The 24,218-nt window shown below is 74.8% G+C and carries 27 protein-coding genes; 11 read left to right on the top strand and 16 right to left on the bottom strand.

Translation table 11 applies throughout. From position 1 onward, the window contains the following. Positions 1-3 precede the first annotated feature (3 nt). The 3 genes from FHL80_RS17965 (at position 4) to FHL80_RS17955 (ending at position 4,046) form a co-directional block, all read left to right on the top strand. On the top strand, positions 4-1,032 hold the full coding sequence (locus tag FHL80_RS17965) for an Atu2307/SP_0267 family LLM class monooxygenase (RefSeq protein ID WP_138734741.1): 1,029 nt from the start codon (positions 4-6) through the stop codon (positions 1,030-1,032). A gap of 44 nt (positions 1,033-1,076) precedes the next feature. After that, entirely contained in the window at positions 1,077-2,174 is a 1,098-nt protein-coding gene (locus tag FHL80_RS17960; RefSeq protein ID WP_216870842.1) for a lysylphosphatidylglycerol synthase transmembrane domain-containing protein, read from the top strand. A gap of 264 nt (positions 2,175-2,438) precedes the next feature. Continuing rightward, the gene (locus tag FHL80_RS17955) at positions 2,439-4,046 is read left to right on the top strand and encodes an HNH endonuclease signature motif containing protein (protein ID WP_138734739.1); all 1,608 of its coding nucleotides are present in this window, start codon (positions 2,439-2,441) and stop codon (positions 4,044-4,046) included. A 137-nt stretch (positions 4,047-4,183) separates the two neighbouring features. On the opposite strand, the gene FHL80_RS17950 is transcribed toward FHL80_RS17955, so the two are convergent. From FHL80_RS17950 to FHL80_RS25680, 6 genes are all read right to left on the bottom strand, one after another. After that, the gene (locus FHL80_RS17950; protein WP_138734738.1) at positions 4,184-4,774 is read right to left on the bottom strand and encodes a dihydrofolate reductase family protein; all 591 of its coding nucleotides are present in this window, start codon (positions 4,772-4,774) and stop codon (positions 4,184-4,186) included. Positions 4,775-4,854: 80 nt separating this feature from the next. Next, on the bottom strand, positions 4,855-5,007 hold the full coding sequence (locus FHL80_RS25685; protein ID WP_216870841.1) for a hypothetical protein: 153 nt from the start codon (positions 5,005-5,007) through the stop codon (positions 4,855-4,857). Between the two features lie 69 nt (positions 5,008-5,076). Continuing rightward, positions 5,077-6,633 carry an ATP-dependent DNA ligase gene (locus tag FHL80_RS17945; RefSeq protein ID WP_246078767.1) on the bottom strand — a complete coding sequence of 519 codons (1,557 nt, stop codon included), beginning with the start codon at positions 6,631-6,633 and terminating at the stop codon, positions 5,077-5,079. Between the two features lie 22 nt (positions 6,634-6,655). Then, on the bottom strand, positions 6,656-9,475 hold the full coding sequence (locus FHL80_RS17940; protein WP_138734737.1) for an FAD-binding and (Fe-S)-binding domain-containing protein: 2,820 nt from the start codon (positions 9,473-9,475) through the stop codon (positions 6,656-6,658). Then, a complete protein-coding gene (locus FHL80_RS17935; RefSeq protein WP_138734736.1) occupies positions 9,472-10,767 on the bottom strand; it encodes a hydroxyacid-oxoacid transhydrogenase in 1,296 nt (431 codons plus the stop codon). The genes FHL80_RS17940 and FHL80_RS17935 overlap by 4 nt, the downstream gene beginning before the upstream one ends. An 88-nt stretch (positions 10,768-10,855) precedes the next feature. Beyond that, positions 10,856-10,999, bottom strand: a complete 144-nt coding sequence (locus FHL80_RS25680; RefSeq protein ID WP_216870840.1) for a hypothetical protein — start codon at positions 10,997-10,999, stop codon at positions 10,856-10,858. Positions 11,000-11,215: 216 nt separating this feature from the next. Here FHL80_RS25680 and FHL80_RS17930 point away from each other — a divergent pair, with 216 nt between their 5' ends. Continuing rightward, positions 11,216-11,665: a cupin domain-containing protein gene (locus FHL80_RS17930; protein ID WP_138734735.1), complete on the top strand. Its 450-nt coding sequence runs from the start codon at positions 11,216-11,218 to the stop codon at positions 11,663-11,665. Between the two features lie 125 nt (positions 11,666-11,790). Next, on the top strand, positions 11,791-12,246 hold the full coding sequence (locus tag FHL80_RS17925; RefSeq protein ID WP_138734734.1) for a hypothetical protein: 456 nt from the start codon (positions 11,791-11,793) through the stop codon (positions 12,244-12,246). Positions 12,247-12,278: 32 nt separating this feature from the next. Here the strand turns inward: FHL80_RS17925 and FHL80_RS17920 are convergent, their stop codons facing one another. Genes FHL80_RS17920 through paaA form a run of 7 tightly spaced genes read right to left on the bottom strand, consistent with a single transcriptional unit; the run spans position 12,279 to position 17,306 of the window. Continuing rightward, complete coding sequence (locus tag FHL80_RS17920) at positions 12,279-13,094, bottom strand: helix-turn-helix domain-containing protein (protein WP_138734733.1); 816 nt, start codon at positions 13,092-13,094, stop codon at positions 12,279-12,281. Then, positions 13,091-13,495, bottom strand: a complete 405-nt coding sequence (locus tag FHL80_RS17915; RefSeq protein ID WP_138734732.1) for a thioesterase family protein — start codon at positions 13,493-13,495, stop codon at positions 13,091-13,093. The genes FHL80_RS17920 and FHL80_RS17915 overlap by 4 nt, the downstream gene beginning before the upstream one ends. Beyond that, a complete protein-coding gene (gene paaE / locus FHL80_RS17910) occupies positions 13,492-14,568 on the bottom strand; it encodes a 1,2-phenylacetyl-CoA epoxidase subunit PaaE (RefSeq protein WP_138734731.1) in 1,077 nt (358 codons plus the stop codon). Before paaE ends, FHL80_RS17915 begins: the two co-directional genes overlap by 4 nt. Beyond that, a complete protein-coding gene (gene paaD, locus FHL80_RS17905; protein ID WP_216870839.1) occupies positions 14,568-15,071 on the bottom strand; it encodes a 1,2-phenylacetyl-CoA epoxidase subunit PaaD in 504 nt (167 codons plus the stop codon). The genes paaE and paaD overlap by 1 nt, the downstream gene beginning before the upstream one ends. Next, a complete protein-coding gene (gene paaC / locus FHL80_RS17900; protein ID WP_216870838.1) occupies positions 15,068-15,979 on the bottom strand; it encodes a 1,2-phenylacetyl-CoA epoxidase subunit PaaC in 912 nt (303 codons plus the stop codon). The genes paaD and paaC overlap by 4 nt, the downstream gene beginning before the upstream one ends. An 11-nt stretch (positions 15,980-15,990) precedes the next feature. Then, on the bottom strand, positions 15,991-16,353 hold the full coding sequence (gene paaB / locus FHL80_RS17895) for a 1,2-phenylacetyl-CoA epoxidase subunit PaaB (protein WP_138734729.1): 363 nt from the start codon (positions 16,351-16,353) through the stop codon (positions 15,991-15,993). Next, positions 16,350-17,306 carry a 1,2-phenylacetyl-CoA epoxidase subunit PaaA gene (gene paaA, locus FHL80_RS17890; RefSeq protein WP_138734728.1) on the bottom strand — a complete coding sequence of 319 codons (957 nt, stop codon included), beginning with the start codon at positions 17,304-17,306 and terminating at the stop codon, positions 16,350-16,352. The genes paaB and paaA overlap by 4 nt, the downstream gene beginning before the upstream one ends. A gap of 203 nt (positions 17,307-17,509) precedes the next feature. Here paaA and paaK point away from each other — a divergent pair, with 203 nt between their 5' ends. From paaK to paaZ, 3 genes are read left to right on the top strand one after another with little or no spacing between them, the layout of a single operon-like run. Next, entirely contained in the window at positions 17,510-18,847 is a 1,338-nt protein-coding gene (gene paaK, locus FHL80_RS17885) for a phenylacetate--CoA ligase PaaK (RefSeq protein WP_138734727.1), read from the top strand. Continuing rightward, the gene (locus tag FHL80_RS17880) at positions 18,847-19,473 is read left to right on the top strand and encodes a TetR/AcrR family transcriptional regulator (protein ID WP_138734726.1); all 627 of its coding nucleotides are present in this window, start codon (positions 18,847-18,849) and stop codon (positions 19,471-19,473) included. Before paaK ends, FHL80_RS17880 begins: the two co-directional genes overlap by 1 nt. Beyond that, a complete protein-coding gene (paaZ, locus tag FHL80_RS17875) occupies positions 19,470-21,521 on the top strand; it encodes a phenylacetic acid degradation bifunctional protein PaaZ (protein ID WP_138734725.1) in 2,052 nt (683 codons plus the stop codon). Before FHL80_RS17880 ends, paaZ begins: the two co-directional genes overlap by 4 nt. A 22-nt stretch (positions 21,522-21,543) precedes the next feature. Here paaZ and FHL80_RS17870 read toward each other — a convergent pair whose 3' ends face one another. After that, positions 21,544-21,939 (bottom strand): VOC family protein, encoded by a 396-nt coding sequence (locus FHL80_RS17870; RefSeq protein ID WP_138734724.1) that lies wholly within the window; start codon positions 21,937-21,939, stop codon positions 21,544-21,546. Between the two features lie 97 nt (positions 21,940-22,036). Continuing rightward, entirely contained in the window at positions 22,037-22,678 is a 642-nt protein-coding gene (locus FHL80_RS17865; RefSeq protein WP_246078766.1) for a class I SAM-dependent methyltransferase, read from the bottom strand. A 141-nt stretch (positions 22,679-22,819) separates the two neighbouring features. Here FHL80_RS17865 and FHL80_RS17860 point away from each other — a divergent pair, with 141 nt between their 5' ends. After that, positions 22,820-23,260, top strand: a complete 441-nt coding sequence (locus FHL80_RS17860) for an ester cyclase (RefSeq protein WP_138734722.1) — start codon at positions 22,820-22,822, stop codon at positions 23,258-23,260. Positions 23,261-23,266: 6 nt separating this feature from the next. Here the strand turns inward: FHL80_RS17860 and FHL80_RS17855 are convergent, their stop codons facing one another. Further along, complete coding sequence (locus FHL80_RS17855) at positions 23,267-23,701, bottom strand: sensor histidine kinase (RefSeq protein WP_281283521.1); 435 nt, start codon at positions 23,699-23,701, stop codon at positions 23,267-23,269. On the opposite strand from FHL80_RS17855, the gene FHL80_RS25675 reads away from it, so the two are divergent. Together FHL80_RS25675 and FHL80_RS17850 are read left to right on the top strand one after the other, a co-directional pair. Further along, positions 23,679-23,876 (top strand): hypothetical protein, encoded by a 198-nt coding sequence (locus FHL80_RS25675; RefSeq protein ID WP_216870846.1) that lies wholly within the window; start codon positions 23,679-23,681, stop codon positions 23,874-23,876. The genes FHL80_RS17855 and FHL80_RS25675 overlap by 23 nt on opposite strands. Before the next feature lie 9 nt (positions 23,877-23,885). Continuing rightward, on the top strand, positions 23,886-24,218 hold a 333-nt coding region (locus FHL80_RS17850; protein ID WP_216870837.1), incomplete at its 3' end, for a DNA-directed RNA polymerase subunit alpha C-terminal domain-containing protein.

The raw sequence follows: 24,218 nt of genomic DNA, 5'->3' as shown, positions 1-24,218 counted from the left end.
CCCATGCACCTCGGCGTCGACAGCTTCGTCTCGGCGGTGACCGATCCCGGCACCGGGCGCCTGATCGGCGCCGAGGAGCGGATGGGCCACCTGCTGGAGGAGATCGCCCTGGCCGACCAGGTGGGCCTGTACTCCTTCGGCATCGGGGAGCACCACCGCCCCGAGTACTACGACTCCGCGCCGGCGGTCATCCTCGCCGCCGCGGCCGCCCGCACCTCGCGCATCCGGCTGGGCAGCGCGGTCAACGTGCTCAGCGCCGCCGACCCGGTCCGGGTGTTCCAGGAGTTCGCCACCCTGGACCTCATCTCCCGGGGTCGCATCGACCTGGTCGTCGGGCGCGGGTCGTTCACCGAGGCCTTCCCGCTGTTCGGGCTCTCCCTGGCCGACTACGACTCGCTGTTCACCGAGAAGCTCGACCTCCTGCTGCAGATCCGGGACTCCGAGGTCGTCACCTGGTCGGGCCGGCACCGGCCGGCGCTCACCGGCCAGGGCGTCTACCCGCGGCCGCTGCAGGACCCGCTGCCCATCTGGGTGGGCGTCGGCGGGACGCCGGAGTCCTTCGCCCGGGCCGGGCTGCTCGGGCTGCCGCTGATGGTCGCCATCATCGGCGGGGAGCCGCGCCAGTTCGGCCCGCTGATCGACCTGTACCGCCGGGCCGGCGCGCAGGCGGGCCACGCCCCCGAGACCCTGCAGGTGGGGCTGCACGTGTTCGGCTTCGTCGCCGAGAGCACCCAGGCGGCTGCGGACACCATCTACCCGGGCTGGCACGAGATGTTCACCAAGGTCTCCCGGGAGCGGGGCTTCTCCCCGCCGTCCCGCGCGCAGTTCGACGCCACCAGCGGACCGAACGGCGCCTTCTTCATGGGCGACCCGGACACCGTGGCGGAGAAGCTGGTCCGGATCTCCGGGCAGCTCGGCGGGGTGGACCGGATCTCGCTGCAGATGACGAACCCGCGGCTGGCGCACGCCGACCTGCTGCGCGGCATCGAGCTGCTGGGCACCGAGGTCGTGCCCCGGGTGGCCGCCGCCTGACCCCGGCCGAGCAGGTGCGCTCGACCGACGGGGACCATGGGGTGGTGAGCCCGGAGGAAGGTCAGCCGCTGCCGGCCGGGCAGCTGTCCGCCCCGGACGACGTCCCGGTGGCCCAGCCCGCCGGGCGGCGGCGGCCGCTGGGCCTGCTGCTGCGCGTCCTGCTGGGGCTGGTGGCCGTGGCGCTGGTTGTCGTCTTCCGGCACCGCATCGCCGAGTGGTGGGACGGACTGGTCGGGGTCGCCTGGAAGTGGGTGCTGCTGGCGGCGGTCGTGCAGCTGCTGTCGATGCAGTGCCTGGTGCAACAGCAGCGCGGGCTGCTCCGCGCCGGGGGTGGGTCGGCGCCCCTGGGCAGCGCCACGAGCATCATCTACGCGGGCAACACGATCTCCGCGACGGTGCCCGTCGCCGGTGCCGCGGCGAGCGCCGCCTACACGTACCGCCGGCTGCACGCGCTGGGCAACAGCACGGGGCTGGTCGGCTGGGCGCTGGCGGTCTCGGGCATCGCCGCGACGGCGTCGCTGGCCGTCGTGCTCGCCGTCGGCTCGGCGGTGACCGGGTCGCTGATGGGGGCGCTCGGCGCCTTCCTCGCCACGGTGGCCGGCGTCGTCCCGGTCGTCGGTCTGGTCCTCGTGCTCCGGCACGGGCCGACCCGTGCGGTGGTCGTGCGCTGGGTCAGCCGGGCCGCCGCGGTCCTCGGCCGCTGGGTGCCGGCGCTGCGCAGCGACCGGGTCGGCCTCCGGGTCGACGAGCTGCTCAGCTCGCTCGGGTCGTTCCGGCTGAGCCCGCTCGCCGGCAGCGCTGCCGGCTCCTACGCGCTCGCGAACTGGGTGCTCGACGTCGCGACCCTCGCGCTCGCGCTGGTCGCGGTCGGCGCGCCCGTGCCCTGGCAGGGGCTGCTGCTCGCCTGGGCCGCCGGGGCGCTCGCCTCCTCGGCCCGGCTCACGCCCGGCGGGATCGGCGTGGTCGAGACGGCGCTCGCCTCGGCCCTGGTGGCCGCCGGGCTGCCGGCGAGCCAGGCCGTGCCGGCGGTGCTGGTCTACCGGCTGGTGAGCCTGTGGCTGCTCGTCGGCATCGGCGCGCTCGTGCTGGTGGCCACCCCCGCCAGCCGACGCCCGTCCCCGGACGGCGCCGGGCCGGAGTAGGAGTCCTGGAGGAGCCCCGTTCCGTCTTCCGCCGGCACCCCCGACCCCGTTGCAGCCCGTGGCATGCCCGCGGCTGCGGGCAGTGGCCACTTCGCCCAGCCGACGCCGGTCCACGGACGGTGCGGGGCGTGCACAGGCGCGCCATCAAGTGTTCGCTGGCCCAGACGAGCCCGCAGGCAGAGCTGCTCATCGGCGGATCGAGATTCTCGCCGGTCGGGCCGCTGACCAGCCAGAACTGTCGTACCCCTCGCCTAGGTTGAGGGTGTGTTCGAGGCGGCGGGTTACGGGGTGGCGGTGACGGTGGCGCAGGCCCGCCCGTTCGACCCCGATGCCTGGGGTGCCGTTCCGGCGGGGGTGACCCGGCGCCGCTCGCGGTTGACCGACGTGCTGGACGTGGCGGGGTTCGACGACGCGGACTTCGTGCGGGAGCTGGGCGCGGTGCGGGACCTGCGGTCGCAGTTGGCGGCCTATGAGGCGGCGCTGGTGGCTGGGTTCGCCGGGCGGCGGTCGCAGCAGTGGGACCTGACCGAGGACGAGCCCGGGCACGGGGTGGAGGGTTACCTGCCTGACCGGGCGCCGGCCGGGGTGAGTGAGTTCTTCGCCGACGAGCTGGCGGTGGTCGCCGGGATCTCCCGCACCGCGGCCACGAGGCTGACCGAGCGGTCGCTGGTGTTGCGGCGGGAGCTGCCCGACACGTGGGCGGCGCTGGCCGACGGGCTGCTCGACCCACCGCGGGCGCACGCGATCGTCAAGGCGCTGGGCGGGCAGTCGCAGGACGCCGGCGGCCGGGTGCCTGCAGCGGTCGTCGCGGAGGTGGAGGCGCAGGCGCTGGCGTGGGCGCTGGGCGGGGAGACCCCGGTGCGGCTGGCCGAGCGGTGCGCCGCGGCGCTGATCGCGATCGACGACGCCGCCGCGGATAGGCGGCGGAAGCGGGCCGAGCGGTGTGCTGATGTGCAGGCCAAGGCCACCGCCGATGGGATGGGGCAGCTGATCGCCGACATGCCGATGCCGGTCGCAGCGGCCTGCCGGGACGCCGTGGACGGGTATGCGCGGATGGCCAAGGCCGACGGTGACGAGCGGCCGATCGGGCAGCTGCGCGCGCTGGTCATGGCCGATCTCATCCTGCGCCCGTGGGACACGTCCCGGGAGCCGGTGACCGCGCACCTGCAGGTGATCGCCCCGCTCCCGACCCTGCGCCCGCACCCCACCGGCCGCACCGAGGTGCCCACTGATGCACCGACCGACAGCGACACCGCGACGGTGGACGGGGCGCCGATCACCGCCGGGCAGCTGCGGGAACTGCTGGAACAGCTGGACGCGCTGTGCCCCGGCGGGCTCCAGCCACCAGCCGACGGGACCCTGGGCATCTCGCTCACCGACCCCGAGACGGGGGCGTTGCGGGCGACGGTGACCCGCGGTGAGTTGGAGCGGCTGGTCCGCCGCGGCTGCCCGCAGCACGGGCGATCCGCCGAGTGCGGGTGTGGCGTGGTGGACCGGCCCCCGCCGGTCGACCGCTACCGCCCCACCCCGGCCCAGCGGCGGTACGTCCAGGCCCGGGACCGCAACTGCCGGCATCCCGGCTGCCGCCGGCCGGCGCGGTGGACCGACGCCGACCACGTGCACCCGCACGCCGAGGGCGGGGCCACCGCGTGCCAGAACCTGTGCTCGCTGTGCCGCCGGCACCACCGGCTCAAGACCCACGCACCCGGCTGGCGGTTCACCATGACCGACGACGGCGTGCTGTCGATCACCACCCCCTCCGGGGTCACCCGCACCACCCGACCGCCGGGCCTGCACCTGCCCGACGAGTACCTCCTCGTCCCCGTCGGCGGCCCACCACCGGACCCCGCCGACGATCCACCCCCGTTCTGATCGACGTGACGACAGGTCGACGAGGCGACAGGTCGACGAGGCGAGAGATCGACGTGCCAACAGGGAGATGTGGCGACATGACAACTGGGCGACATGTCGACCTGTCGCGATGTCCACCGCCCTGCCGCAGCGCCTCCTCAGCGGCGGACGGGGAAGACGAGGTGCGTGACCCGATCGCCGTGGACCGTCGTCGTCGGCTCCCTGAGCACCACCGGGCCGTGCGCGACGTCGGTGAAGTACGGCCGGCCGGCACCGAGCACGACGGGCACGAGGTCGATCGCCACCTCGTCCAGCAGGCCGAGGTCGAGGCACTGGCTGGCGATCGTCCCGGCCGCGACCCCGACGGCCGCGTCGCCGGCGGTCTGCTGAGCGCGGGCCACGGCTGCCGCGACGTCGTCCCGGAACTCGGTCGACGGTCCGGCGTGTGCCCAGTCCTCTAAGGGCCGGTGGGTCACCACAACGACCGGCACGCCCAGCGGATGCGTCCCCTCCCACCCGTCGGTGAGGTCGAACAGCCGGCGGCCGACGACGAGCGCCCCCAACGACTGCACCCACGACAACCAGTGCGCGGCGCTCTCCGGCGTGAGGTGGAAGGTGAGGTCGTCCCGGGCGGTGGTCACCTCCACGTCCCCGGCGTCGTACCAGTCGAAGAGCGGGCCGGGGGTGTCGTCCGGCAGGGCTACGAACCCGTCCAGCGACATCGACGCAGATGACACGACCGTGCCCACGGCTGCTCCTGTCCTCGGCGGGCGGGCCGGTCCCGCCCTCCAGGACTGAGACCTGCCGGGGCGGAGGAACTGATCGGGCGTCAAGCCGGCCGGTCGTCCTCCGCGTCCGGGTCGTCGGGGAGGTCCTGCGGGACGCCCTCCGAGGGCGCCCGGTGCCGCTCCGGGTCCAGCCCCGCGGCCAGCCGCTGCTCCACGCCGGGGGTCGAGGTGCCTGCGTCGTCACTCTCGGACATGCCCGAGGGTTCCCCGCCGGCGGCTCGCTGACACGTGACCGGACGCGCGCCGGGTCGGTGCCCCGCCCGTCAGCCGCCGGCGAGCAGGGCGCGCACCGCGTCGATCGTGTCCGCCTCGGCTGCGGTCTTGTCCGGCCGGTAGCGCAGCACCCGGGCGAACCGCAGCGCCACGCCGCCGGGGTACCGCGGGCTGCGCTGCGCGCCGTCCAGCGCGATCTCCACCACCAGCTCCGGCCGCAGCAGCACCCCCCACGGCGGCTGTTCGGCGGCCAGACCGGGGAAGGTCGCGGTCTGCCACTCCAGCAGCTCGTCGGTCATCCCCTTGAAGGTCTTCCCGACCATCACCGGCTCACCGCCGTCGGGGTCCCGGGCCCCCAGGTGGATGTTGGACAGCTTCCCCGACCGCCGGCCGTACCCCCACTCCACGCCGAGCACGACCAGGTCCAGGGTGTGCACCGGCTTGACCTTCTGCCACGCCTTGCCGCGCCGCCCGGCCGCGTACGGTGCGTCCAGCGCGTTGACGACCACACCCTCGTGCCCGGCGGTGAGCGCGTCGTCCAGCACCCCGGCCGCCTGCTCGGCGGTGGGCCGCCGCATGCCGGCCATCCGCAGCGCGGCGTGCGCCTCGTCGGCCAGCAACCCGGCGAGCGCGTCCAGCCGCGCGGCCAGCGGCTCGTCGAGCAGGTCGCGGCCGTCCAGGTGCAGCACGTCGAACAGGAACGGCGACAGCAGCACCCCCGCGTCGGCCCCGCTCTCATCGGACCCCGCGCTGCCGAACCGGCTCATCGTGTCCTGGAACGCCCGCGGCCGGCCGTCGTCGTCCAGCGCCAGCGTCTCCCCGTCCAGCACGGCGGTCTCGCACGGCAGCGCCCGGATGCGGTCCGCCAGCTCCGGCACCCCGTCGGTGACCTCGCGCAGCGTGCGCGTCCACACCCGGACGACGTCGCCGTCCCGGTGCACCTGGATGCGGGCGCCGTCCAGCTTGAACTCGACCGTGACGTCGCCGCCCAGGTCGGTGAGCGCGGCGTCCAGCGACGAGCCCGGGCTGGCGAGCATCGGCCGCACCGGCCGGCCCACCTGCAGGTGCACCGCGTCCAGCGCCGCGACCCCGCCGGCCAGCGCGGTGGCCGCGGTCTCCGGGAGCCGGCCGGAGAGCATGAACGCCCGGCGGACCACGGCCGCCGGCACGTCCGCCGCCAGCGCGACCGCGTCCAGCACGACGCCCTCCAGCGCGCCCTGCCGCAGTTCCCCGGTGAGCAGCCGGACCAGGAACTGCTGCTCCGGCGCCGTCGCCGCCGACAGCACCGTGCCGACCAGTGCGTCGCGGCGGACCGCGGACCCCGGCCCCGACGTCGTGGCCAGCCCGTCGAGCGCCGCGTCGAGCGCGCCGACGGTCAGCGACGGCTGCGCCGCCGGCTCGCCGGTCAGCCGGGACAGCGTGCGCCAGCCCAGTCCGAGCCGGCCCTGCCGGAGCTCACCGGACAGCCACGCGGTGACCGGCTCGACCTCCGCGTCCTCGGCTCGGCGGACCAGGTCGGCGATGGCCTGCGCCTTCGTCGTCCGGGACCGGGTGGCACCGACCGCAGCGGAGACGGCGAGGACGTCGGCGAGGAGCACGGCGCCCATCGTGGCACCCGCGGGCCCGGGGTCAGGCTCTGACCGGTGGAGCCGCCAGCAGCTGGGCCAGGTGCACCGCCGGGCGCCCCTCGAGCTGGTCGAGCTGGGTGCGGCAGGAGAAGCCGTCGGCGAGGACGACGGCGTCCGGGCCGGCCGCCCGGACGGCGGGCAGCAGCGCGTGCTCGGCGATCCGGACCGACACGTCGTGGTGCCCGCGCTCGACGCCCCAGTTGCCCGCCAGCCCGCAGCACCCGCCCACCCGGGTCAGCGTCGCGCCGGCCCGGCGCAGCAGCCGCTCGTCGGTGCTCCAGCCCAGCACCGAGTGGTGGTGGCAGTGCGGCTGCGCCACCACCTCCACCCCGGCCAGGGACGGCGGCTCCCAGCCCGGGGTCTCGGTCAGCAGCTCGGCCAGCGTGCGGGTGGCCCGTGCGACCCGCTCGGTCACCGGGTCGTCGACCAGCTCCGCGGCCTCCCCGCGCAGGACGGCCGTGCACGACGGTTCCACCCCGACGATCGGCATCCCCGCGTCGGCGTAGCCGGCCAGCGTGGTCAGCGTGCTCCGCAGGATCCGCCCGGCCGCGTCCAGCTGACCGGTGGTGATCCAGGTCAGCGCGCAGCAGGTGTCCGCCGGCGGCACCACGACCCGGTAGCCGGCCGACTCCAGCACCGTGACCATGGCCGTGGCCGCCTCAGGGGCGAAGTGGTCGGTGAACGAGTCCACCCACAGCGCGACCGCCGGCCGGTCGTCGTCCGGGCGCGGTGCCCAGCCGGCGGAGAAGGTGCGGAGCGCGAAGGCGGGCAGCTCCCGGCGCTGGTCGACGCCGGCGGCCCACTTCGCCAGTGCGCCACCGGGCCGGGACCCCAGCACCCGGTTGACCAGCCGCGGCGCGCGAGCGGCCAGGTCCGACCAGCGGGGCAGCTGGCCCAGCGCGTAGTGCGGCCGCGGCCGCAGCCGCCGGCGGTAGGACTGGTGCAGCACCTCGGACTTGTAGGCGGCCATGTCCACCCCGGTGGGGCAGTCCCGGGAGCAGCCCTTGCAGGACAGGCAGAGGTCCAGCGCCTCGTGCACCTCCGGCGAGCGCCAGTCGTGCACCGGCCCGCCGGGGGCCAGCATCTCCTGCAGCACCCGGGCGCGGCCGCGGGTGGAGTCCTTCTCCGCCAGCGTGGCGGGGTAGGAGGGGCACATGACCCCGCCGCCGGCGGTCAGGTCGGCGCGGCACTTCCCGACGCCGGTGCACCGGTGCACCGCGGCGGTGAGGTCCCCGCCGTCGTGCCGGTAGGCCAGCGCGAGGTGCTGCCGGTGCGGCGCCACCTCGGCGACCCGGACGTCGGCGTCGAACGCCGCCGGGCGCACCAGGACGCCGGGGTTGAGCACGTCGTCGGGGTCCAGCACGCCCTTGACCTGCGCGAAGAGCCGGAGGACCTCCGGGGAGTACATGAACGGCAGCAGCTCACCGCGCGCCCGGCCGTCGCCGTGCTCCCCGGACACCGACCCGCCGTGCCGGGCCACCAGCCGAGCGGCGTCGGTGATGAACGCCCGGTACCGCGGCCGGCCACCGTCCTCGTGCTGCGCGCCGAACGGGAAGTCGATCCGCACGTGCACGCAGCCGTCCCCGAAGTGCCCGTACGGCAGCCCCTGCAGGCCGTGCTCGGTCAGCAGCGACTCGAAGTCGCGGAGGTAGTCGCCGAGCTGCTCGACCGGGACGGCGGCGTCCTCCCAGCCGGCGTGCGCGGGCCGCCCGTCGCTCGTCCGGCCCGCCAGCCCGGCCCCGTCCTCCCGGATCCGCCAGATCGCCGCGGCCTCCGCCGGGTCGCTGACCACCAGGGTGTCGACCGCGCCGGAGACCGCCGCCATCCGCCGGGCCCGGTCGGCGACCTCGCCGGCGTCGTCCCCGGTGAGCTCGACGATCAGCCAGCCCTCGCCCCGCGGCAGGTCGGGGACGACGGCGGCCGGCACGTCCCGCAGCCGCTGGACGATCCGCGAGTCCAGCCCCTCGACCGCGGTCGGCGAGTACGCCAGCAACGGCGGGGTGGCGTCGGCCGCGTCGGGCATCGACGGGTACCCGAGGACGACGAGCGCCCGCACCGCCGGCTCGGGCACCAGCCGCACGGTCGCGCCCAGGGTCAGCGCCAGGGTGCCCTCGCTGCCGACCAGGGCCCGGGCGAGGCCACCGCCCCGCTCGGGCAGCAGGTGCTCCAGCGCGTAGCCGGACACCTGCCGGCCGAACCGCCCGAGCTCGGTGCGGAGCACCGCCAGGTGCGCGTCGACCAGCGCCTGCAGCTCCGCGGGCAGCCCGCCGCTGCCGTCCAGCCGCATCCGCACGCCGGCGCCGGTGACCACGTCGAGGGCGGCCACGTTGTCCGACGTCCGCCCGTAGCCCAGGGCTCGTGAGCCGCAGGCGTTGTTGCCGATCATCCCGCCGATCGTGCAGCGGTTGTGCGTGCTCGGGTCCGGGCCGAAGCGCAGCCCGTGCGGCCGGGCGGCGGCCTGCAGCGACGCCTGCACCACCCCCGGGTCGACCACCGCCGTCTGCGTCCCCGGGTCGATGGAGTGGACCCGGGACAGGTGCCGGCTGGTGTCGAACACGACGCCGGGACCGACCGCGTTGCCGGCGATCGACGTCCCGGCGCCGCGGGCGGTGAGCGGGACCCCGAGCTCCCGGCAGACCGCCAGCGTCGCGACGATCTCGTCGGGGTGCCGGGGGCGCACGACGGCCCGGGGCAGCACCCGGTACAGCGAGGCGTCGGTGGAGTACAGCGCCCGGGCCAGGCCGGAGTCGTCGACGTCGACGACCCCGGCCCGGCGCAGACCGGCGACGAGCTCGGCGCCCTGCTCGGGCGCGCGGGTCACCACAGGGAGATCGACCGGCGGAAGATGCCCTCGAGGTCGTCCTCGGTGACCTCCTTGGGTGCGGTGGCCAGCAGCCGCTGCTGCTTGAGCGTGCCCTGCACCAGGTCGCCGATGTCGCTCTCGTCGTAGCCCACCGCGCCGATCCCGGCGGGGATGTCGATGTCGCGCATCAGCGCGGTCAGCACGCCCGGCAGGAACTCCGCGGCGTCGGCCGGCTCGTCGGCGCGGGGGTCGAGCAGCTGCGCCGCGCGGCGGTGCCGGTCGGGGGAGGCGTCGAAGGTGAACCGGAAGGCCTCCGGCGCGGTCAGCGCCACCGACATCCCGTGCGGGATCATCGGGTGGTCGTCCGGGTAGTCCTTGGGGGAGAAGTCCTTCACCCGGCCGGCGATGGGGTAGGCGTTGGCGTGCGGGATGTGCACCCCGGCGTTGCCGAAGCCCATCCCGGCGAAGGTGGCGGCCATCGCCATCTTCGCGCGCGCCTCGTCGTCCTCCCCGTGCTGCACGGCCCGGCGGAAGGACTCCGCGAGCAGGCTCATCGCCTTCTCCGACCACATGTCGGCGATCGGGTTGGCCCCGCAGTAGGGCACCCGCTCCTCCGGCGTCTTGTGCTCGTAGGACGTGTACGGCCGCGCGGTGTAGCTCTCCAGGGCGTGGCACAGGATGTCCATCCCGGCCGCTGCGGTCACCCCGGACGGCTGGGTGCGGGTCAGCGCGGGGTCGATCACGGCCAGCGTCGGCCGCAGCCGGGCGTGGCTGATGCCGGTCTTCACCTTCAGCGACAGCACGTCGAGGACGCAGATGGTGGTGCTCTCCGCGCCGGTGCCCGTGGTGGTGGGGACGGCGACCAGCGGGTGCGGCGGGTTCACCGGGTTCTTCCCACCGCCGACCGGCTTGTTGACGTAGTCCATCAGCTCGCCGGGGTTCGTCGTCATCAGGTTCACCGCCTTGGCGGTGTCGATGCTCGTGCCGCCACCGACGGCGACGATCGCGTCCCAGGGGCCGTTCTCCCGGGCCCAGTCCACGGCGTGCTGCAGGCTCTCGTCGGTCGGCTCGACGTGCGCACCGTCGAAGACGTGCGCCTCGATCCCGAACTGCTTCATCTGGTCGGCGACCCGCTGGGGATGGCCGGTGGCCGCCACCCCGGGGTCGGTGACGACCAGGACGCGCTGCGCCCCGGTCTGGCTGAGGTCGTAGCCGATCTCGTCGGCGGCACCCACCCCGAACTTCAGGTGGGGTGCGCCGTAGGTGAAGACGCTCTCGGGGTTGGCGGGGGAGAACGTGGACGCGGACATCGCAGCTCCTCGCTGAGCAGACGGGGGCTGCCCATCCTGCTCCCCGAGGCCCCGGGTGTGCAGAGCGGCCGCGTCGCGGCCCGTCGGGTCAGCGCCGGGCGGCCAGCGCGGCGAGCTCGTGGGCCGACTCGAGGGTCGGCGCGCCGGCCACGGCGCGCTCGATCGCGCGGCCGTCGCGGCGGAGGGCGCGGAGCTGGTGCCGGCGGGCGAGGGCGGTGCGGAGGCTGGTCATGACGGTGTCCTTGCTGCTGCACGATCCCTGCGGCGTCCTTCCGGCGCCGTCAGTTCGTATATCAAACTGTCGTCCGCGGAACGGCGTCCGTCAAGCACCTGTGAGCCACGGATCACCGCGCGCCGATCGCCCCCGACCAGGTCGCCCGAGGGTCACCATGGTCGCCAGCGCGGACGCACGGGGGCACCCGCACCAGCACCCGCCGAGGAGCACGTCATGGCCGTCCCCGACAGCGTCACCCCCCGCCCGTCCACCGTCGTGTCGGCCGCCCCGGTCATGCGGGCGGGCGACGAGCTCGCGGCGCGGCTCACCCGCACCGAGGTCCAGCGCAGCCCCTCGTCCGTCCCCGGGCGGGAGTTCGTCCAGGTGCTGACCGAGATCCCGCGCGGTGTCGAGTCCGGCTGGCACACCCACCCGGGGGAGGAGGTGGGCTACCTGATCGGTGGCACCGTGGAGCTGTGCGTCGAGGGGCAGCCGACCCGCACGGTGCGGGCCGGTGAGGGGTTCCTGGTCCCGCCGCACACCCCGCACAACGCCCGCGACCTCGGTCCGGGGACCGGACGGATGGTCTCCACCTACCTCGTCGAGGTCGGTCAGCCGCTGTCCGTCCTGACCGGGGGACCCGTCGTGCCCGCGAGTCGCGCGGGGCTCGCCGGGGCCGGATAACGGTTCGGCTGCGGCCGACGGCTGCCGGGTTGTCGCCCGACCCGGACGGCGGGACCTTCGGCACGCCGTCGGTCGGAACTCCGGGTGCCGGGACCGGTCGCGGCCGTCGCGAGAGGTGCAGCCGCATGTGGACGCTGCTGTGGGTCGTCGTCTGCTTCCTGGTGCTGTCGGTGGGCGTCGCCGTCCTCGCCCGCAGCACCACCTCCCGGTGGGAGCGCGAGCGGGTCCGCCGCCGACGCCCGCCGTCCTCGCCCCCTGCGCCGGTGACCCCCGGGGTCGCCGCCCGGCTCGGCCGGGTCGTGGCCACCGCCCGGCCGGCGGCCGCGCGGGTGCGAGTGCTGCAGCAGGCTGCGGGGCACGGTCTGGCGTCGGCCCGCCGGCGTGGTCAGCGCGCGGTGCCGCAGCTCACCGCCGTCCTCCGCCGGGTGCACCTGGAGCACCGGCACCCGGCCCAGCTCGCCGCGCGGGTCGTGCACCGCCGCAAGCGGGCCGGCCTGCCCCCGGCGCCACCGGGTCGCGAGGGGGGCGAGAACGCGCTGGAGGAGGAGCGCGGTCGCGGCGGGGTCGTAGGAGGGCAGTGAGCTGTCGGCGGAGCAGTGCTGGGCCCGCGGCGTCACCGGCCGTGCAGCGCGGCGAACTCGCCGGGGGTCATGCCGGTGACCCGGGCGAAGTCCCGGCTGAAGTGCGGCTGGTCGGCGTAGCCCAGCGCGGCGGCGACCTCGGCCAGGGTGGTCGTCCGGGAGCGCAGCCGCTCGGCCGCCTCCTGCAACCGGCGCCGCTGGACGAGCCACTTGGGGGTCAGCCCCAGCCGGCGGTGCACGAGCCGCTGCAGGCTCCGCTCGGACAGGCCGGTCTCCGCGCACAGCTGGGCCACCCGGGTCACGTCCGGCCGCGACTCGACGAACGCGACGAGCTCGTTGACCGCCTCGCCCTCGGCGTCGATCGGCAGGAACGGGCGCAGCGCGTCGCCGACGGCGTCCATGGCCGTCCGGTGCGCACCCGGCGAGCGCGGGTCGGCCGCCATCGCCTCCCGGACCCGCGTGACCATCCGCGTCCCGTCGTCGCCCAGCACCTCGGCGACGTCGACGGACCGGTCGGTGTAGGCAGCCATCGACGCACCGGTGAGCAGGGAGCCGGCGGCCGGCTCGCACATCAGCCCGACCGCCCAGCCCTCCCCGGTCAGCGTGGTCGTGGACAGGCCGGACCCCACGCCGTAGAAGCGGGCGTACCCGCCGGACACCACGACCAGGGCCACCGGGTACTGGAGCACCTTCTGCGGCGCCTCGAGCCCTGGTGGCACCGACCAGACCGGGATCCAGAAGCGGCGGAGCAGCCCGGCGAACTCCGGGTCCGGGGCGTACCGCCACATCGTGTGCGAGACGTCGTCCGGGTCCTTGAGGTGCGCGCGCTCGATCGCGTCGTCCGTCATCGTGGGTCCGCCGGCCGCCGGAGTCGGTCGTCCAGGACCTGCTGGAGGAGGACCACCTGCACCGTGGTGCCGTGCCCCAGCTCGCGGCCCTGCGCGTCCACGGCCCGGCATGCGCAGGTGAGCCGGTTGCCGCGCAGCTCCACGCACTCCGCGGTCACCCGGACCGTGTCACCGACCCGGGCGGGCGCGAGGTGCTCGACCGACAGCGACCGCCCGATGGCCGCCTCGCCGGGCTCGAGGTACGGGAGCAGCAGCATGCGCCCGGCCTCCTCGAAGTGCTCGGCCATGCTGTACGTCGCGTACACCGGGTGCACCGGCCCGAGCTGGTCGAACCGGACGGTCATCTCCGCCGTCACCACGAGGGTCAGCTCGGCCGTCGCCCCGACGGGCACGGGGATCACGCGTCGAAGTCGACGGTGACCTCGTCGGTCAGCGGCAGCGTCTGGCAGGTGAGCACGTAGCCGCGCGCCACCTCGCCGGGGTCGAGGGCGTAGTTGCGGCGCATCTCCACCTCGCCGTCGGTCACCCGGGCCCGGCAGGTGCCGCACACCCCGCCCTTGCAGGCGAAGGGCAGGTCGCTGCGCACCTGCTGCGCGGAGTCGAGCACCGCGACGCCGCGGGGTAGCGCCAGGGTGGTGGAGCGGCCGTCGAGCACGATGGTCACCTGCGAGCTGGGACCCTCGACGGTCTGGTCGTCGCCGCGGACCGGCTCCGGCGGCAGGTCGTCGACGTAGAAGAGCTCCTGGTGCACCCGCTCCGCCGGCACGCCGAGCTCGCTGAGCAGGGCACGGGCGTCGGTGACCATGCCGTGCGGCCCGCACAGCCACCAGTGGTCGACCTCGGGGACGTCGACGAAGGCGCCCACCAGGGTGCGCAGCCGCTCGCCGTCCAGCCGGCCGCTGGTCAGCTCGGCGTCCCGAGGCTCGCGGGAGAGCACGTGGACCAGCTGCAGCCGGGTGCCGTAGCGGTCCTTCAGGTCGGCCAGCTCGTCGGCGAACATCACCGTGTTCGTCCGCCGGTTGCCGTAGAAGACCGTGACGGTCGACTCGCCGTCCCGGAGCACGGTCGAGGCGAGCGAGAGCACCGGGGTGACCCCGGACCCGGCGACGACGAACACGTGGTCGGCCGGGGTGGAGAGGTCGGCGGTGAAGGTGCCCGACGGCGGCAGCACGTCGATCTCGTCGCCGGGCCGCACCTCGTGGACCAGGAAGGAGGAGAAGAAGCCGCCCGGCACCTCCCGGACGCCGACCCGCGGGGCGGCGCCGACCGGCGCGCAGATCGAGTAGGAGCGCCGCTCGTCCCGGTCGCCGTCGACCCGGCGCAGAGTGAGCGCCTGGCCGGGCGCGAAGACGTAGTCCTCGGCCAGCTCCGCCGGGACGTCGAAGGTCACCGCGACCGCGTCGTCGGTGAGCCGCTCGACGTCGGCCACCCGCAGCGGGTGGAACTGCGGTCTGCGGCGCTGCACCGAGGTCATCAGATCTCCTTCACGTGCTCGAACGGCTCGAGGCAGGCCCGGCAGCGGCGCATCGCCTTGCACGCGGTGGCGCTGAACTCGCTGACCTCCTCGGTGTCGGGGGAGCCGCACTGCGGGCAGGTCGCCGTCCGGCGGGTGGCGCCGAGCGACAGCGGCACCGGGCCGCTGGTCCGCGCCGGGGCGCGACCGGGCGGGGCGATGCCGCCGGCGGCGAGCTTGCGTCGGCCGGCCTCGCTGATCCAGTCGGTGCTCCAGGCCGGCGAGAGCACGGTGCGCACGTCGACGTCGGCGTAGCCGGCCCGGTGCAGGGCGTGCACCAGGTCCGCGCGCATGACGCCCATGGCCGGGCAGCCGGAGTAGGTCGGGGTGATCTCGACGACCACGGTGCCGGCCTCGTCGCGGACGTCGCGCAGCACGCCGAGGTCGGCCAGCGTGAGCATCGGCAGCTCGGGGTCGGTGACCGTCTCGGCGACCGCCCGCGGGTCGGTGAGGACGGCGCTCACCAGGTGGCTGCCGGGTGCTCGCGGGCCAGGCCCTGCAGGTCGGCGAGCAGGGCCGTCAGCTCCGGACCGTGCTGGCCGGCCCGGCCGCGGCTGGGCTGCTCGGCCGGCCAGCCGGGCACGGTCAGCGTCGCGCGCTCGAGGACCATGGTCAGCACGTCTCGGACCTCGTCCCGGACGTCGGCCGGGTCCACCGCCACGCCGGACGCGGTCAGCCGCGTCTCGACGTCAGTCGCGGTGAACAGGTCGGCCAGCAGCGGCCAGACGGCGTCCACCCCGGCCTGGGTGCGGCGGTGCGACTCCGGCGTGCCGTCGCCCAGGCGCAGCACCCAGCGGGCGGCGTGGTCGCGGTGGTAGGTCAGCTCGGGCACGCCCTTGGCGGCGATCGCGGCGAGCACCGGGTCGCGGGACTCCCGCAGCCGGGCGGACAACGCCAGCCGCCAGGTCGAGGCGACGAGCAGCCGGACGACGGTCTGCCCGAAGTCGCCGTTGGGGGCCTCGACCAGCAGGGAGTTGCGGAACTCGTCGGCGTCCCGGAAGTAGGCCAGCGCGTCCTCGTCGGGGATCGAGTCGGTGGCCAGGGCGCGGGAGCGACCGAGGACGCCGACCGAGCCGGCCCGGGCCAGCAGCAGCCGCGCCTGGCCGAGCAGGTCGAGCCCGCAGTTGGCCAGCGCAACCTCCTCCTCGAGCTCGGGGGCGGCGGTCACCCACTGGGTGAGGCGCTGGCAGAGCACCAGGGCGTCGTCACCGAGCATCAGGCAGTAGGCGCCGAGGTCGGCCGGGTCGATGCCGTCGGGCACGGTCGTGTCCACCCCGGCCAGCGGCTCGTCGAACCCGGTGCCGAACGCCCACTGCCCCTCGCCGCCGTGCGCGTGGTCCAGCGCGTCGTACACGGTCTCTTCGTGTGCCACGTTCGCTCCGCTCACATGTGGGGGACGTCGTCCGGGATCTCGTAGAACGTCGGGTGCCGGTAGACCTTGTCGCCGCTGGGGGCGAACATCGGGTCCTTCTCGTCCGGGCTGGACGCGGTGATGTCGGCGGCCCGGACGACCCAGATGCTCACGCCCTCGTTGCGCCGGGTGTACAGGTCACGGGCGGCGTGCACCGCCATCTCGTCGTCCGGGGCGTGCAGCGAGCCGACGTGCACGTGGTTGAGCCCGCGCTTGCCGCGGACGAAGACCTCGTAGAGCGGCCAGTCCCGGCGGGCGGTCGACGCCTTCGGCTCGACCGGCACCTCGGGCCCGGTGGGGACGGCGCCGTGGCCACCCTCGCTGGTCATGCTCATGCGTGCTTCTCCGCGTAGGCCGTGGCCGCCTCGGTGACCCAGGCGTTGTCGTCGCGGGCGGCCCGGCGGCGGGCGATCCGCTCGTCGTTGCACGGGCCGTTGCCGGCGAGGACCTGCTTGAACTCGGTCCAGTCGATCGGGCCGAAGCGGTACCGGCCGGTCTCCGGGTCCAGGGCGAGCTCCGGGTCGGGCAGCGTCACGCCGAGCACGGCGGCCTGCGGCACCGTCATGTCGACGTACCGCTGGCGCAGTTCGTCGTTGCCGTGCCGCTTGACGCCCCACTTCATCGACTGCGCCGAGTTGGGGCTGTCGTCGTCCGGCGGGCCGAACATCATCAGCGATGGCCACCACCAGCGGTCGACGGCGTCCTGCACCATGGCCCGCTGCGCGTCGGTGCCGCGCATCATCGTCATCAGCAGCTCGTAGCCCTGCCGCTGGTGGAAGGACTCCTCCTTGCAGACCCGGATCATCGCCCGGGCGTAGGGCCCGTAGCTGGACCGGCACAGCGGCACCTGGTTGCAGATCGCCGCGCCGTCGACCAGCCAGCCGATGACGCCGACGTCGGCGTAGGTGAGCGTCGGGTAGTTGAAGATCGAGCTGTACTTCTGCTTGCGCTCGATGAGCTTGTCGGTGAGGTCGGCCCGGTCGGCGCCGAGGGTCTCCGCCGCGGAGTACAGGTACATGCCGTGCCCGGCCTCGTCCTGGACCTTGGCCAGCAGGATCGCCTTGCGCCGCAGGCTGGGGGCGGCGAGCAGCCAGTCGCCCTCGGGCTGCATGCCGATGATCTCGGAGTGGGCGTGCTGCGCGATCTGCCGGACCAGCCCCTTGCGGTAGGCCTCCGGCATCCAGTCGCGCGGCTCGATGCGGTGGTCGGCGGCGATCGTGGCGTCGAACTGCGCCTGGAGCGCTGCCTCATCGGGTGCGGCCGGACGGTCCAGCGTGGGCGCAGACATCTCGTCCCCCTCGTCGGGCGATCAATTACTGACCGAGTGGTCGGTAATGAGTGTGCACGATCGCCGGTCGTCCCACAACCCGCGGCGCGCCGCCGCTTGACAGCTCCGGGGTCGAGGAGTTGGTTACTGACCAACTGGTCGGTAATGCGCACGTCACCGCAGCCCACCAGCAGGCCGGCAACGACGCTCGGAGGACCCCCGCGATGACGAGTGCGACCAGCGAGAAGACCCGCCGGCTGGGTGCGGCCCCCGAGCCCGCGCTGCTCGACCCGGCCGAGCGGATGGGCGTCGACGAGCTGCGCGCCCTGCAGCTGGAGCGCCTGCAGTGGACGCTGCGGCACGCCTACGACAACGTCCCGCACTACCGGGCGGCCTTCGACGCCGCCGGCGTGCACCCCGACGACTGCCGCGAGCTGGCCGACCTGGCCCGGTTCCCGACCACGGCCAAGGCCGACCTGCGGGAGAACTACCCGTTCGGGATGTTCGCCGTCCCGCAGGACGAGGTCCGCCGGGTGCACGCCTCCTCCGGGACGACGGGCCGGCCGACCGTCGTCGGCTACACCGAGCGCGACATCGCCACCTGGGCCACCGTGATGGCCCGCTCCATCCGGGCGGCCGGCGGCCGGGCCGGGGACAAGCTGCACAACGCCTACGGCTACGGCCTGTTCACCGGCGGGCTCGGCGCGCACTACGGCGCCGAGGCGCTGGGCTGCACGGTCATCCCGGTCTCCGGCGGCATGACCCCGCGCCAGGTGCAGCTGATCACCGACTTCGAGCCGCGGGTGATCATGGTGACGCCCAGCTACATGCTCACCGTCATCGACGAGTTCGAGAAGCAGGGCCTGGACCCGCGGGCCTCCAGCCTGCAGATCGGGATCTTCGGCGCCGAGCCGTGGACCGAGCAGATGCGCACCGAGATGGAGGAGCGCCTGGACATCGAGGCGGTCGACATCTACGGGCTGTCCGAGGTGATGGGCCCGGGCATCGCCCAGGAGTGCGTGGAGACCAAGGACGGCCTGCACATCTGGGAGGACCACTTCCTGCCCGAGGTCATCGACCCGGCCACCGGTGAGGTGCTGCCCGAGGGCGAGCAGGGCGAGCTGGTCCTCACCTCGCTGACCAAGGAGGCGCTGCCGATCATCCGGTACCGCACCCGCGACCTCACCCGGCTGCTGCCGGGCACGGCCCGTCCGGCCATGCGCCGGATGGAGAAGGTCACCGGCCGCACCGACGACATGATCATCCTGCGCGGGGTGAACCTCTTCCCGACCCAGATCGAGGAGGTCGTGCTCCGGACGCCCGGGCTGTCGCCGCACTTCTCCCTCGAGCTCACCAGCCGCGGGCGGATGGACCACCTGACGGTGCACGTCGAGGCACGGCCGGACTGCGCCGCCCAGCGCCGTGACGTTGCCGCCCGGGAGGTCGAGAAGGCGGTGAAGGACACCGTGGGCACCAGCGTCGAGGTCCGCGTCGTCGACCCGGAGACGCTGGCCCGCTCGGTGGGCAAGCTGCAGCGGCTCACCGACCACCGGGACCGCTGATGACCGCCGCGCCCGCCCGGAGGGGGCGGCCGGGCCACTCCCTGGACTCGCTGCTGGACGTCGCCGTCGCGGTGTTCAACGAGCGCGGCTTCGAGGCGACCAGCATGGACGAGCTGGCCACCCGGCTCGGCGTCACCAAGTCCGCGATCTACCACCACGTGCCCAGCAAGGTGGAGCTGCTCCGGCTGGCGCTGGACCGGGCGCTGGACGGGTTGTTCGCCGTCCTGGACGAGCCCGGCGCGACCAGCGGCCCGGCGATCGACCGGCTCGAGCACGTCGTCCGCGGCTCGGTGCGGGTGCTGACCACGCAGCTGCCGTTCGTCACCCTGCTGCTGCGGGTGCGTGGCAACTCGCCGGTGGAGACCGCGGCCCTCCGGCGGCGCCGGGAGTTCGACCGGGTGGTCACCGACCTGGTCCGGGCGGCGGAGGAGGAGGGGGACGTCCGGCCGGACGTCGACCCCGCCGTCACCAGCCGGCTGCTGTTCGGCACCGTCAACTCGCTCACCGAGTGGTACCGGCCCGGCCGCGGGCTGGACGCCGACGCGCTGGCCGACGCGCTCGTCACCACCACGTTCAGCGGCCTGCGCACGGCCGCCCGCCCGACCCCGCGAGAGGCACTCCGATGAGCGCACCCCTGCTGTCGAGCTACGTCGCCGGGCGCTGGTACACCGCCCCGGACGAGGGCACCCCGATCGCGGACGCGGTCACCGGCGAGACCGTCGTGCGGGTGTCCAGCACCGGGCTGGACGTCGCCGCGATGCTCGACCACGCCCGCTCGGTCGGGAGCCCGGCGCTGCGGGAGCTGACCTTCCACCAGCGCGCCGGCCTGCTCAAGCAGCTCGGCCTGCGGCTGATGGCGGACAAGGACGCCTTCTACGCGCTGTCCCGGCGCACCGGGGCCACCGACCGGGACAGCGCCGTGGACGTCGACGGCGGCTTCGGCACGCTGCTGTCCTACGCCAGCAAGGCCCGCCGAGAGCTCCCCGACGACACCGTCGTGCTCGACGGCCCGGTCGAGCCGCTGGGCCGGGGCGGCACGTTCCTCGGCCAGCACCTCTACACCCCGCTGCGCGGCGTGGCCGTGCAGGTCAACGCGTTCAACTTCCCGGTCTGGGGCTTCCTGGAGAAGCTCGCCCCCACCTTCCTGGCCGGCGTCCCGACGGTGGTCAAGCCGGCGAGCCAGACCGCGTACCTGACCGAGGCGGTGGTGCGGTCGATCGTCGACAGCGGGCTGATCCCCGAGGGGTCGGTGCAGCTGCTGGCCGGCAGCGCCGCTGGGGTGCTGGACTCCCTGGGCGGGCAGGACCTGGTGTTCTTCACCGGGTCGGCGGCGACCGCCCGCAAGCTGCGGAGCACGCCGGCCGTGGTGGCGAACTCGGTGCGGTTCAACGCCGAGGCCGACTCGCTCAACTGCTCGGTGCTCGGCCCCGACGCCACCCCGGACACCCCCGAGTTCGGCCTGTTCGTCGACCAGCTGGCCGAGGAGATGACGGTCAAGGCCGGGCAGCGGTGCACCGCGATCCGCCGGGCGCTGGTGCCCCGCGCGCTGGTGGACGACGTGGTCGAGGCCACCCGGGCGAGGCTCGCCGAGGTGGTCGTCGGCGCACCCGGCGCGGACGGCGTGACCATGGGCGCCCTGGCGAGCCTGGACCAGCGCGAGGAGGTGCTGCGCGCGGTCAAGGCGCTGCGCGGCGTCGCCCAGCTGGTGGCCGGGGACCCGGAGGGCTTCGACGTCGTCGGTGCCGACCGGGACCGCGGCGCGTTCCTGCCGCCGCTGCTGCTGCGCTGCGACGACCTGTCCGCCGGTGAGCCGCACGACGTGGAGGCCTTCGGGCCGGTCAGCACGGTGCTCCCGTACGACGGCGTGGCGCAGGCGGTGGACCTCGCGGCGCGGGGTCAGGGCAGCCTGGTCGCCTCGCTGGTCAGCCACGACCCGGCCGTCGCGCGGGAGTTCGTGCTCGGCGCCGCCCACGCGCACGGCCGGGTGCTGGTGCTCGACCGGGACGACGCGGCGGAGAACACCGGCCACGGCGCACCGCTGCCGGTGCTGGTGCACGGCGGCCCCGGGCGGGCGGGCGGCGGCGAGGAGCTCGGCGGCATCCGCGGCGTGCTGCACGCCATGCAGCGCACCGCCGTGCAGGGCTCGCCGGACGCGCTGACCGCCATCGGGGGCCGCTGGGTGGCCGGCGCGCAGCGGCACGACGACGGCGTGCACCCGTTCCGCAAGTCGCTCGCCGAGCTGCGGATCGGCGACTCGGTGACCGCCGGGCCGCGGGCGGTCACCCTGGCCGACATCGAGCACTTCGCCGAGTTCACCGGCGACACCTTCTACGCCCACATGGACGAGACGGCGGCCGCGGCCAACCCGCTGTTCGGCGGCCGGGTCGCGCACGGCTACCTCATCGTCTCCTGGGCCGCCGGGCTGTTCGTCGACCCCGACCCGGGCCCGGTGCTGGCCAACTACGGCGTGGACAGCCTGCGGTTCCTCACCCCGGTCGAGCCCGGCGCGGAGCTGACGGTGACGCTCACCTGCAAGCAGATCACCCCGCGCGGCGGGGCCGACCACGGCGAGGTGCGCTGGGACGCCGTGGTGGTCGACGGCGACGGGAAGCCGGTGGCCGCCTACGACGTCCTCACCATGGTCGCGAAGACCTGGCCGCCGGCCGCCGGCTGACCGTCCCGGCTCGCGTCCGGCCTCAGCCGGCGGCCCGGTCCTCCTGGTCGACGCACATGGTGTTGCCCTCGCTGTCCTTGAACCAGGCGGCGCGGCCGAGGCCCTCCATGGAGGCGATCTCGCCGTCCCAGCGGACGCCGGGCATGTCGTAGACCTCGAAGTCCACGCCCTTGGCCTTGAGGTCGTGCACCTCGGCCTCGATGTCGTCCACGTGCCACTGGGCGATCGTGTGCCCCGCCTGGCCGGCGAACGTCGTCTCGTAGACGTTGAACCGGGTGCCGCCCTCGGTCTCGTACACGAGGTTGACGCCGCCCATGTCGCGGATCGGCGACAGCCCGAGCTTGTCCGCGTAGAACGCCCGCGCCCTGCCGAGGTCGGCTGCGGGGATGTTGGCCTCGACCCTGCTGGTGGTCAGCATGGTCAGCTCCGATCGGGATGCCCCCGTGCGGATGGGACGCGGCCACGCTAGGCCCGCCCCGAGGGGGCGGCAAGGCGATCGCGCGCGGTCGGCGGGGTCAGGCGGCAACGGCGGTGACGAAGGTGCAGACGCCCTCGCCGTCGTCTGCCCGCTGCCGCAGCCCCAGCGCGCGGAGCACCGCCAGCTCGACCCGGTGCACGCGCCGCCGCAGACCGCTGTACTCCATGCTCCCCGCCCGCCGGACCTCGATCCGGTCGAAGCCGGCCTGGCGCACGTGCTCGGTCAGCATCCAGTCCGGGAGCATGGTGATGTGCCCGGGCTCGTAGTAGTGCTTCGGGCCGAAGAACACCGGGGCGCCGCGCAGCACCGTCTTCAGCAGCGAGTGCGGATGGGTGACGTTCGGGGTGCTCACCACCAGCGTGTCGCCGGGGCGGAGCAGCGCCCGGATCGACCGCAGCACCTGCCGCGGGTTCTCCACGTGCTCCAGGGTCTCCACGGAGACGACCAGGTCGAAGGGGCCCCGGGTCTGCTCGGTCCACTCGGGGTGGTCGAGGTCGAGCCGGTGGATCCACTCGTGCGGCGGGAACAGGTCGGTCGGGACGACGTCGAAGCCGGCGTCGCCCAGCCGCAGCGCCAGCGCACCGCAGCCCGCCCCGACCTCGAGGACCCGGCCACCGGTGGGGAGCGCGGCCCGCGCCAGGGCGACCGCGTACTCGTGGACGCCGGGTGCGGCGTGCACGGAGTGACCGCGGTAGGACCGGGTACTGGCCGTTCGCTGGATCGTCTGGCGCACAGGCGGCGTCACCCGCACAGGTTCCCATGCCGGTCCCCGCGCCCGCGGGCCTGGTGGTCACCGGGGGAGTCGGAGCAGCATGGCGCGATGGCCTTCGACGTCGATCGGCTGCTCCGGTTGTGGAGCGAGCCGCTCCCGGACGACGCAGCTGCCGCGGCCGCGTTCCGCGAGCTCTACACCGACCCGGTGACGGTCAACGGCGCTCCGGTCGCCGCCGCGGGGCTCGTCGTCCGGGCCCGGGCGCTGCAGGCCGCCCTGGACGTGGTCGAACGGGAGGTCGTCGACGTCGTCGAGGGTGGCGGCAAGGTCGCCGTGGCGTTCCGGCTGCGCGGGCGGCACTCCGGCACGCTCAGCACCTCTGCCGGGCCGGTGCCGGCCACGGGCGAGGTGGTCGAGCTCCGGGTCATCGACGTGCTGACCCTCACCGACGGCCGGATCAGCGACATCTGGATGGTCGCCGACGAGCTCGGCGCCCTGGTCGGCATCGGTGCCGTCCGGCTGGCGGTGGTCCCCGCGGGGAGGGGCTGACCGGGCTCAGCGGCGGCCGTCCACCGGCAGCCGGACCCGCAGCACGGTCTCGCCCGGCCGGAGCTCGATGCCGATGTCGCCGCGGTGCCGGTCGACGATCCGGCGGGAGATGTCCAGCCCGAGGCCGGTGCCCTCGCCGACGCCCTTGGTCGTGAAGAACGGGTCGAACGCGTGCCGCGCGGTCTCCGGGGACATCCCGGCCCCGGTGTCGCCGATCTCCACCACCACGTCGCCGTCGTCCACGCGGCTCGAGACGCGCAGCGTGCCGGTGCCGGCCAGGGCGAAGAGGGCGTTGTCGATGAGGTTGGTCCACACCTGGTTCAGCTCGGCGGCCAGCGCCTGGATGCGGGGCACCGCGCCGCTGTGGTCCCGGACGACGGTGACGCCGCCGGGGATGCGGTGCGCCAGCATCACCAGCGTGCTCTCCAGCCCCTCGGCCACGGTTCTCCGCGAAGACGACGTCCCCGGCCTCGACGTGCACCTCGGTGCCCGCCGCGAGCAGCGCGGCCAGCTGGTCCTCGGTGGTGCCGGCGAAGCACGCCGGGCGGGGCAGCGGGGCTCCGGTGCACCCCGTCCGGGGTACCGCCGTGCCGCCGGCCGGCGCACCGGCCACTAGGTTGGGCGCATGCCGATCGGGTCGCCGGGGGACGTGCCCGCAACCAGCCTCGCCGACCTCGGGCTGCCGGGGCGGGCGGTCACCGCGCTGACCCGCGCCGGGATCACCGACGTCGGCCGGCTGGCGCTGCTCAGCAGGGACGACCTCGCCGCCGTCCCCGGCCTGGGTCCGGGGTTGATCGCCGCGATCCGGCTCGTCGTGCCCGGGCCGCCACCCCCGGACGTCGAGCAGGAGTCGCCGGACGCGCCGTCGATCCCGTCCTTCGACTCGTTGCGGGCCCCGCGGGGCCGCTCCGCCGTCGACCTGCTCACCGCGGGCCCCCCGGTGCCCCCGCCTCCGTCC

The sequence above is a fragment of the Modestobacter excelsi genome (genome assembly GCF_005930495.1).
Taxonomy (GTDB): Bacteria; Actinomycetota; Actinomycetes; order Mycobacteriales; family Geodermatophilaceae; genus Modestobacter; species Modestobacter excelsi.
The sequence above is the reverse complement of the archived record's forward strand: the minus strand, read 5'-3'. Positions and strand labels throughout refer to the sequence as shown.